Annotated in this window: 6 protein-coding genes; 4 read left to right on the plus strand and 2 right to left on the minus strand. The window is 64.2% G+C overall.

Features of this window, described 5'->3' with window-relative positions:
- The first annotated feature begins 148 nt into the window (after positions 1-148).
- The 4 genes from hisS to KA261_13910 all read left to right on the plus strand — a co-directional run bounded on the left by hisS (position 149) and on the right by KA261_13910 (position 4,899).
- Positions 149-1,606 carry a histidine--tRNA ligase gene (gene hisS / locus KA261_13895; GenBank protein MBP7698893.1) on the plus strand — a complete coding sequence of 486 codons (1,458 nt, stop codon included), beginning with the start codon at positions 149-151 and terminating at the stop codon, positions 1,604-1,606.
- Positions 1,607-1,718: 112 nt separating this feature from the next.
- Positions 1,719-3,578 (plus strand): cation:proton antiporter, encoded by a 1,860-nt coding sequence (locus tag KA261_13900; GenBank protein MBP7698894.1) that lies wholly within the window; start codon positions 1,719-1,721, stop codon positions 3,576-3,578.
- A 16-nt stretch (positions 3,579-3,594) separates the two neighbouring features.
- Positions 3,595-4,179, plus strand: a complete 585-nt coding sequence (gene rlmB / locus KA261_13905; GenBank protein ID MBP7698895.1) for a 23S rRNA (guanosine(2251)-2'-O)-methyltransferase RlmB — start codon at positions 3,595-3,597, stop codon at positions 4,177-4,179.
- Positions 4,180-4,281: 102 nt separating this feature from the next.
- Positions 4,282-4,899: a YceI family protein gene (locus tag KA261_13910; GenBank protein MBP7698896.1), complete on the plus strand. Its 618-nt coding sequence runs from the start codon at positions 4,282-4,284 to the stop codon at positions 4,897-4,899.
- 88 nt (positions 4,900-4,987) lie between these two features.
- Here the strand turns inward: KA261_13910 and lexA are convergent, their stop codons facing one another.
- Together lexA and fusA are read right to left on the minus strand one after the other, a co-directional pair.
- The gene (lexA, locus tag KA261_13915) at positions 4,988-5,605 is read right to left on the minus strand and encodes a transcriptional repressor LexA (GenBank protein MBP7698897.1); all 618 of its coding nucleotides are present in this window, start codon (positions 5,603-5,605) and stop codon (positions 4,988-4,990) included.
- Positions 5,606-5,785: 180 nt separating this feature from the next.
- Entirely contained in the window at positions 5,786-7,870 is a 2,085-nt protein-coding gene (gene fusA, locus KA261_13920) for an elongation factor G (GenBank protein MBP7698898.1), read from the minus strand.
- Positions 7,871-8,163 lie beyond the last annotated feature (293 nt).

Below are 8,163 nucleotides of genomic sequence, written 5' to 3' on the forward strand. Positions count from 1 at the left end.
TGTCAATGCAAATACACCGATACTACTGCCGCCGGATGGTCAACCGGAGACCGATAGGGAAGGAAAAAATGCTTTTCTTTGGGTCGCGATTGCCTACATTTACCCGCGAGAGTCGGTGACCGGAAGCCCAGCAACAAGTTAGGAGACCATGGCCAAAGACGACCGCAAGAAGCCGGAAAAGGTAAAGCCGCAGGTGCTCAAGGGATTTCGCGACTACCCGCCCGATGAGCAGATTGCCCGCGAGAAGATGCTCGCCAGGTGCCGCGAGGCGGTTGAGCTGATGGGGTTTTTGCCTCTCCAGACCGCGTCGCTGGAGTTCGCCGACACGCTGCTCGGGCCCCACTACAGCGCGGAGAACCTCGCCGAGCTGTTCGGTTTTCGCGGTCCCGATGACGTCGACATGGCTCTTCGCTACGAGTTCACGGTCTCGCTGGCCCGCTATGTGGCCGGCAACCCGGCGCTGCCCCTGCCGTTCCGCCGCTACCAGTACGGCAACGTGTGGCGGGTGGACAAGCCGGGCCCGGGGCGGTTTCGCGAGTTCATGCAGTTCGACATCGACATCGTCGGCACGCGAAACCTCCTGGCCGACGCGGAGATCATCGCCGCTATGGTGAAGACCCTCGACCATCTGGGCATCGGCAAGTTCAAGGTCCGCTACTCGACCCGCCGGCTTCTCAACGGCCTGATTGAATTCGCCGGCATCCCCGCCGCCGTCGGCCCCGACGTCATGCGCGTGATCGATAAGCTCGAAAAACAGGGGAGAGCGGCGGTGGTGCTCGAGCTCGGTCCCGGCCGGACCGATGCCTCCGGCGACCGAATCCCCGGTCTCGGCCTCGCCGACGGCCAGATCGCCCAGATTGAGAAGTTCCTCGAGATCGCCGGGCAGCACGACCGCGACCATCTTCCCGAGGCCGAACGCCTGCTGGGCGGCATCCCCGCCTCCCGCGAGGGTCTCGACGAGCTCAAGGAGATTTGCGACCACCTGGCCGCCATGGGTGTCGATCCCGCCAAATCCGGCGTCGACCTGACGATCGTCCGCGGCCTCGGCTACTACACCGGCCCCGTCTTTGAAACCACCCTCCTCGACCTCCCCGAATACGGCTCGGTCTTTTCCGGCGGCCGCTATGACAACCTCGTGGAGCGGTTCATCAACCAGAGCGTCCCCGGTGTGGGGTCCTCGATCGGCATCGACCGCCTCCTCGCCGCGCTCCTCAAGCTTGAGACCCTCGACCCGGCGCAGGCCACCTCGCAGGTGATCGTCACCGTCATGGACCGCGAGCACATCCCCGACTATCTCGGGATGCTCCGCGAGATCCGGGCCGCCGGTATTCCCTCCGAGATCTACTCCGGCGACACGAGGAACCTGACCAAGCAGATCAAGTACGCGGACAAGGTGGGCATCCGCCTCGCCGTGATCGCGGGCTCCGATGAATTCGAGCAGGCGAAAGTCACGGTCAAGAACCTCGAAGCCGGCCGGGAGAAGGCCCGCCGGGTGGACGACCGCGAGGAGTGGTTGAAAGCGGAAGAGATCCAGGAGACGATTCCCCGGGACGACCTGGTGCCGTATCTCCGCCGCGTCCTGAGCAGTCCGCGGGCCAGCTCCTGATCCCGGGCGGTGCGGCGTGGGGCGCGGCGGCTCCGGCCCGGCCGACGGTCAGGCCTTGCCCGGCCCCCCGCGATGGCGTATCATCCGCACAACCGGTTGACAGGAGACGGCAGTGCCCGAACACATTCTCATCGGCCTCGGCGCCATTATCGTCCTGGGGGTGATCGCCCAGTGGCTGGCTTGGCGTCTGCAACTGCCCGCCATCCTCCTCCTGCTGGTCTTCGGTTTCCTCGCCGGCCCAGGGACCGGGCTGCTCCGCCCCGATGAGTTGTTCGGCGACCTGCTGTTTCCCGTTGTCTCGCTCTCGGTGGCGATCATTTTATTTGAAGGCAGCTTGTCGCTGAAATTCCACGAGCTCCGCGACGGCGGTGCCGTGGTCGCCCGCCTGACCACGATCGGTATCGCCGTCACCTGGCTGCTTGCCTCGACCGCCGCTCATGTTGCGGTCGGGCTCAGTCTTCCTATCGCGCTCCTCCTCGGGGCCATCCTGGTGGTGACCGGCCCGACCGTCATCATCCCTCTCCTCCGCCAGGTTCGCCCGGTCGGGCGGGTCGGCTCGGTGGTCAAGTGGGAAGGGATAGTAAACGACCCGATCGGCGCCATCCTCGCCGTCCTGGTCTTCGAGGCGGTCGTCGCCTCCGGCGCCGGTATGCCGTCGATCCTGATCGCCGGCGTCCTGAAAGCCCTGCTTCTCGGCTCCCTGCTCGGGCTGCTCGGGGCCGCGCTCCTCGTGGCGATCCTCCGCTACTACGCGGTCCCCGATTCCCTCCAGAATTCGGTCGCGACCATGCTCGTGGTCGTGGTCTTCCTGGTCTCCAACGCGGTCCAATCGGAATCCGGTTTGCTGGCGGTGACGGTCATGGGCATCGCGCTGGCCAACCAGCGCCTGGCGGCTATTCGGCACATATACGAATTCAAAGAGAATCTCCGCGTCATCCTGATCGCCGGCCTGTTCATCATCCTCGCCGCCCGCCTGCCGGTCGCCGACCTCGACCTGACCAACCGGCGTGAGTGGATCTTTGTCGCGGCGCTGATTCTCGTCGTCCGCCCGGCGATGGTTTTCGCTTCGACCATCGGTTCCCGGCTCGCTCTCGCCGAGAAGCTCTTCCTGTCGTGGATGGCGCCCCGGGGAGTGGTCGCGGCCGTCGTCGTCTCTCTCTTCGCCCTGCGGCTGGAGAGCAGCGGCCTTGCCGGAGGGGAGCGGCTGGTTCCGCTTGTGTTCAAGGTTATCGTCGCCACGGTGGCAATCTACGGCCTCACCGTCCCCCCCCTAGCCCGCCGCCTGAAAGTTGCCCGGCCGAATCCGCAGGGGGTGTTGTTCGGCGGGGCGCAGCCCTGGATTCGGCGCGTCGCCGAGGTTCTCAAGGAAGAAGGGTTTGCCGTCGCCCTCATCGACTCCAACGCCGAACACGTCGCCCGCGCCCGCCAGCTCGGTCTTCCCGCCTTTCACGCGAATCTGCTGGCGGAGGATATCTTCCAGACGCTTCCGCTGGACGACCTTGGCCGGTTCCTCGCCGTGACGCCCAACGACGACGTGAATGCCTTGGCCGCGATCCACTTCGCCGAGGTGTTCGGCCGCTCGGGTGTCTACCAGCTGTCTCCCGACGACGCTCCCGGCGCGAGAGTGGCCGGCGGCGCCGCGGGCCGCGTTGAAATGCCCCGGCATCTCCAGGGCCGGCTCCTTTTTGCTCCTCACGCGGGCGAGCGACACCTCCGCGAACTGCTGGCCGACGGCGGAGCCGTGATGCGGACTCCCATCACGCCGGAATTCGACCTGAAGCAGTTCCGGGAAATCTATGGGGAGTCGGCCGTGCCGCTTTTTATCATAACTGAAGATCGTTCTCTGAAAATCTGTACCGTGCAGGATCCGCCCGCGCCCAAACCGGGGGAGAGGCTGATCGCGCTCGTGTCCACCGGCCGCGCGGGCGGCCGGGTCGGCGATGCGGGCGACGTGCACCCCGCACGGTTGTGAGAGGAGAAATGAGGCCATGCCGCGCAAACCCGATTCCCCCCGCCGTCATCGGCACACCGATTACTCCGCCTTGCCCGCGTCGCTGGATGAGGACAGTCTGCTCCGCCGGCTGGGCGCGCTGCCGGGTCCGGCCCTGGTGCTGGTTCTTGACTCGATCACCGATCCGCATAACCTCGGGGCCTGCCTTCGGTCGGCCGAGGGTGCCGGCGCACATGCGGTCGTTGTCCCCAAAGACCGCTCCGTCGGTCTCACCGACACCGTTCGCCACGTCGCAGTCGGCGCCGCCGAACACATCCCCTTCGCCATGGTCACCAACCTCGCGCGGACCCTCGATCAATTGAAGGAGGCCGGCCTCTGGGTAGTCGGCACGACCCACGAAACCGAGCGGGTGATCTACGACCTCGACCTCACCGGTCCGGTGGTCTTCGTAATGGGCAGCGAAGGGAAGGGTTTGCGCCGCCTGGTGGCCGAAAAATGCGATTTCCTCGCGCGTATTCCCATGGCCGGCCGGATCGAAAATTTGAATGTTTCGGTTGCCGCCGGCGTCTGCCTGTTCGAGGCCGTGCGCCAGCGCCGCGCCGGAACCCCCGGCCGCACATGATGTATGGGCGGATCAATCACTTCAAGGGCCCGGAACCGTCGGCCCGATCCGCTGTTATAATTCGGCAAACGAACTGGAAACACTGACAGAGGAGATTTTGACATGCTGAAGAAGGCTGCTCTTGCCTCATCGGTCGTGCTGGCCGCCGGCGCCGGCGTATCCGCGGCGCAATGGGAAATCGACCGTGCTCACTCGTCCATCGGCTTCTCCGTGCGCCATATGGTCGTCTCGAAAGTCCCCGGAAAATTCACCGACTTCGACGGCAACCTCGAGATGGCCCAGGCGGCCGACGGCAAGCTCGACCTGGCCAGCGCCAAAGTGTCCATGACCGCCAAGGCGGCCTCCATCAACACCGACAACGACAAACGCGATGAACACCTGCGCAGCGCCGATTTCTTCGACGCCGCCACCTACCCCGAACTGACTTTCGTGTCAAAGAAGGTGATCCCGGGTGAGGGGGATAAGTTCAAGCTCATCGGCGACCTGACCATCCGGGGCGTGACTAAAGAAGTGACGTTCGACGGCACCCTCAATGGTGTGGTGACCGACTTCATGGGCAACACGCGGGCCGGTTTCTCCGCCGCCGCGACCATCAACCGCCAGGATTTCGGCGTCTCGTGGAGTAAACTCCTCGACAACGGCGGACTCGTTGCCGGCGACAACGTCGACATCATCATTGAGATCGAGGCGGTCCTGCCCAAGCCGGAATCCAAAGGCTGAGCCAAGCGGCCGACTTTGATACGGAAAAGCCCGCGTCCGTGCGGGCTTTCTTGTGTCCCAAAATCCGTAGGCGCCGCACCGGGAAAAGCTACTTCAGCCGCCGCAACAACCCGATGACTTTACCCGCGATCCGGAACTCGTCGGACTTGCGATCCACAAAAATCGGTTCAAAGTCATCGTTTTCCGGCTGCAGCCGTACCCGGTTCCCCTCCGGGAAATAGCGCTTGACGGTTGCCTCGCCGCCGATAATCGCCACCACGATATCCCCCTTCTGCGCCACCCGCTGCTTTTTCACCAGCACGATGTCGCCGTCGAGAATCCCCGCGCCCTGCATCGAATTCCCGGCCACCCGCAGCGAAAACGAGTCCTCTTTCGGAAGAAACGACTCGTCGACGGCGATCTCACCCTCGACATTCTCGACCGCGTCGATCGGGCGGCCGGCCGGAACCGTCCCCACCAGCGGAACCCGCCCCACCCGGAGCGCCAGCGTGCGCGTCGGTGCCAGCCCCCGCGAAATCTGCGCCTCCTTCTTCAGGTATCCCTTCCGAATAAGTGCGGTGAGATGGGTCCGGACGCCGTTGGTCGAGGCAATGCCGAACTGCTGCCCGATCTCCCGGATCGTGGGGGAGTGGCCGCGCTCGGCGATCTGCCTCTCGATATACGCGAGCACCGCCCGCTGTTTGTCCGTCAAATCGGCTCGTGGCATGTGGCTTCCTCATCGTTGCGCGTTGCTTGGCTCATCTATACTGCCCATGTGTTCAGCTGTCAATAACAAAAACCACCTCAGGAAGAATGTGATTGTGGGCCGGCCCGGCGCCAACAGAAACGGCCCCGGTCGGGAAGACCGGGGCCGGAGCCTGGACAGCAGACGAGACCGAGGCCGCGCTTACGAGGCTTCCTCGGCCGCGGCTTTAGCTTCCTCAATCACTTTCTGGGCGGTCTCGTGCGGGACCTCCTCGTAGTGGGAGAACTCCATGGTATACACGCCCTGGCCCTGGGTCATCGAGCGGAGATCGACCGAGTACTGGTACATCTCCGCCTGCGGCACCTGGGCGCGGATCCGCTGGTGCGTGCCCGCCGGATCCATGCCGGCGATCTTTCCGCGCCGCGCCGAGAGATCGCCCATGACGTCGCCGGTGAAATCCTCGGGGACTAGCACCTCGACGTTGTAGATCGGCTCGAGCAGAACCGGCTTGGCCTGCATGAAGCCCTGTTTGAAGGCCATCGAGGAGGCGATCTTGAATGCCATATCCGACGAATCGACTTCGTGGTACGAACCGTAGAAGACCGCCACCTTCACGTCGATCACCTGAGAGCCGGTCAGCGGCCCGCGCTCCATCGCCTCGACCACGCCCTTTTCGACCGCCGGGATGTACTTGTTCGGGATCACCCCGCCCTTGATCTCGTCGAGGAACTCGAACCCCTTGCCGCGCTCGTTGGGCTCCAGCCGCAGGTGTACGTCGCCGAACTGCCCCCGCCCGCCCGACTGCTTCTTGTGGCGGTACTGCGTCTCCGCCTTCGCCCGGATCGTCTCCCGGTAGGGGATGCGCGGCCGCACCAGGTCGACTTCCACCCCGTACCGCTTCTTCAGCTTCTCGGTGATAATCTCGATCTGGGTGGCCCCCTGCCCGACGAGAACCATTTGCTTGAGAGCGGCGTCGTGGATGATCCTGAACGTCGGATCCTCCTGGCTGATTTTCTGCAGGCCGGTCCCGATCTTCTCTTCATCCCCTTTGGACTTGGGCCTGATCGCCACGTCCATCACCGGGTTGGGGTAGCGCACCGGCGGAATGACGAGGCTGAGATTGCCGCCTGTAAGCGTATCGCCGGTATTGGTGTTGCGCAGTTTTACCAGCGCTCCGACGTCCCCGGCCACAACTTTGCTCAGCTCCGATCGGTTCTTCCCCTGCTGCGTGTATATCTGGGTGGCCCGCTCGGAGTTGCGCGTCCGCTGGTTGACGAAATCCATGCCCGAGGAGACCGCTCCCGAGTACACTCTGAAAAACGCCAGTTCCCCGAGGTGGCCTTCGGTGATCGTCTTGAAGACGAACAGCGCCGGCGGGCCGTTCGGATCGCACCGCACCTCGACCAAATCGGCGGCGCCGGTCTTCTGGGCCTGCGGCGCCGGCATCTGGTCCGGCGACGGCAGGAACTCGACCGCGAAATCCAGGAGCACCCCGGTGCCCCAGTTCTTGCCCGCCGCGCCGCAGAGAATGGGGTAGAGCTTGCCGCGCGCAATCCCCTGCCGCAGCCCTATCCGGACATCCTCTTCGGGTAGCGTCCCCTGGTCGAAAAACTTTTCCATCAGCTCGTCGCTGGCTTCGGCCGCCATCTCGACGAGCGCTTCGCGATCGGCCTGAGCCCGGTCCTTCAGGTCAGCCGGAATATCGATCTCCTTGCGCGTCCCGTCCGGCGCATACTCGTACGCCTTCATGTGCAGCAGGTCGATCATGCCCCGGAATTTGTCCGCCTCCCCGATCGGGATAGTCACCGGCACGGCGTGGTTGCCGAAGGCCGCCTGGATCGACTCCACGGTCGTCTGCCACTTGGCGTTCTCGATCTCCATCTTGTTGACGAAAATGAAGCGGGCATGCGGGGAATCGGCGAGCGACCGCCACTGCAGTTGTGTCCCGACTTCCACGCCGGCGGTGGCGTTCACGACGAAACAGACGACGTCGGAGACTTTGGCGCAGGCGAGGAATTCGCCCATGAAGTCCAGGTGCCCCGGGGCGTCGAACAGATTGAGTTTGCAGTCTTTCCACGCCATCGCCAGCAGCTTCAGCTGAATCGATGTCCGGCGCGAAATTTCGCTGTCGGTGTAATCCAGCAGCGAGGAACCGTCGTCGACCCGCCCGATCCGGTTGTTTACGCCTGTGGCGTACGCCAGCGCATCGGCCAGGCTGGTCTTGCCGCATCCCCGCTGCCCGGCAAGGCAGATGTTGCGGATTTTGTCGGTCGGATATTCCTTCACCAGGGACCCTCCAAACTATCGTATCATAAATTCTATGTTCCGTCCGTTCTTTCCGTTGCGGGCTTTCCGCCCGAAACCGCGAACTCCATACATACCAAACAGGGGCTGAAAAGTCAACGCCTTTGGCCGTCCCGCCCGGGAAATCGGCCGGCGGGGAAGGGCGCGGACAGGCGCGCCGGCGCGGTGGCGGTGGCGGGGGTTTGTGGTAATAGCCGAAGCCCCGCCGGGGAGGCGGGGCTTCGGGGATGAGCTATGGTAAGCAGGCGGGAGTTACTTCAGCAGGACCATTTTCT

Source organism: Candidatus Zixiibacteriota bacterium, assembly GCA_017999435.1.
GTDB lineage: Bacteria > Zixibacteria > MSB-5A5 > GN15 > FEB-12 > JAGNLV01.